This window comes from Streptomyces globisporus (assembly GCF_003501885.1).
GTDB classification, from domain to species: Bacteria; Actinomycetota; Actinomycetes; order Streptomycetales; family Streptomycetaceae; genus Streptomyces; species Streptomyces globisporus_D.
In genome coordinates, this window is sequence record NZ_QWFA01000375.1 from 1 (window position 1) to 1663 (window position 1663).

General features: G+C 75.0%; 1 protein-coding gene. It reads left to right on the top strand.

Annotation, left to right across the window (positions count from 1 at the left end; all coding sequences use genetic code 11):
• Positions 1-277: 277 nt before the first annotated feature.
• Positions 278-1588, top strand: coding sequence for a streptophobe family protein (locus tag D3105_RS33660; protein ID WP_118906579.1), 1311 nt, complete (start codon positions 278-280; stop codon positions 1586-1588).
• Positions 1589-1663 lie beyond the last annotated feature (75 nt).

Consider the following 1663-nt stretch of genomic DNA (forward strand, 5'->3'; position numbering starts at 1 on the left):
GGGCGGGGTGGGGCCGGAGTCCGAGGGGCCCGAGAGCGGGCCGGACGGCGGTCCTGCGGGGCGGCCGGAAGGCGGCGGTTGGACACTCACGGGCTCTGCTCCCCGTAGTCGGTATCGCCCCGGAGACCCCCGCGACCCGATTCCGTACGGGGTCCGAGGGGTGGCAATCCAGGGCATTTCGCACCATTGTCTGCTCCGCCCCGGCGGTCCTCGCAAGCGGAGGGGCGAACCGTTTCCTCGGGGAGCGAAGTGTCCGGTCCCTGCTTAGCGTGAGGGCGTGAACGTCCGGGCGAGCAACGACGAGAACAGCGCACGCACCCCGCACGGCTGGCGCGACGCGCTTCTGGCGGTCCTCATCGGCGTGCTGGCCATGGTGGTGACCGCGGCGCTCGGTCTGTGGGCCGCCGGTGCGGCCGGGCTGCCCGGCGGCGCCTTCCCGGCCGTCGTCGCCGCGGTGGTGGTGATGGCGGCGGGCGGCTCGGTCGGGCTGTCCGGGGACGCCGGTTCCCTCGTGGGGACGCAGGCCGACCTCTCGGTGCTGCCGCTGTCGGTCACCCTCGTGGGCGCGCTCCTCGTCGCCCGGGGCTTCCTCCGTCCGCTGCACCACCGGGCCGTCGCCGGGGGCCGCGAACTGGCCGGCTGGGCGGGCCGCATCGCCGCCCTGTGGATCGTCGCGCTGATCGTCCTCTCGCTCATCGCCCGGCACACCTTCACCCTCTCGGCCGAGGACCTCACCGGCAGCGAGGCCGGGGACCTCCTCGGCGAGGACCCGAAAATCGGATTCCGGGCGGAGATCCCCCTCACCCTGGTCTTCGGACTGGTGTGGCTGGCCGGGGTCCTCGTGCTGGCCCTGATCGTCTCGCGCCGCGCCCCGCTCCCGGCCCGGCTGCTGCGCTTCCAGGAAGCGGTGCGCCCGGCGGCGTACGCCATGGTCGTGCTGCTCCTCGCCTGCGTCGCGCTCGGCGTCCTCGCCGGAATCATCGTGATGATCACGCGCGGCCACCCCGCCGAAACCGCCGCGGTGATCCTGCTCGGACTGCCCAACCTGGTCTGGCTCGCGCTCACCCTCGGCCTCGGCGCGTCCTGGGAGGGCAAGGTCGAAGGCCCCTTCGGCCTGCCCGTGCCCCAGGTGCTCGACACCGTCCTGCGCACCCCCGACCTCTCCACCCTGAACCTGAGCACCCTCGCCGAACAGGACGGGCGCGTCCGCTGGCTCGTGGTCGTCGTCGCCGTGCTCGTGCCGGCCGCCGCGTTCCTCATGGCAGCCCGGTCGCCCGCCCGGACGCGCCTGTGGCAGCACGCCGTCCACATGGCGGTGGCGCTCACCCTGACCGTGCTGTTCATCTGCCTCACCGCCCGGATCTCCGCCCACTACGGGCTCTCCCTCCTGGGCCTGGGGGACCTGGGCGGCGGACTCGGCGGGGAGGTGTCGCTGCGCGCGAAGCTGTGGACGGCGCTCGGGTTCGCGGTGCTGTGGGGGCTGGTCACCGGCTTCCTCGGCGGCCTGGCGGCCACGCGGGTGCACCGGCGCGGCGAGGTCGTGGACCCGGGGCCGGGACCCGGCTCGGGCTCCGGCCCCGACGCCTGAAGGGCGGTCGCTCCCGCGCTCAGCCGGTCCCCGGGAACACCGGGGCGGCCCAGCGTGGCGGGGCGGGGGGCGGTT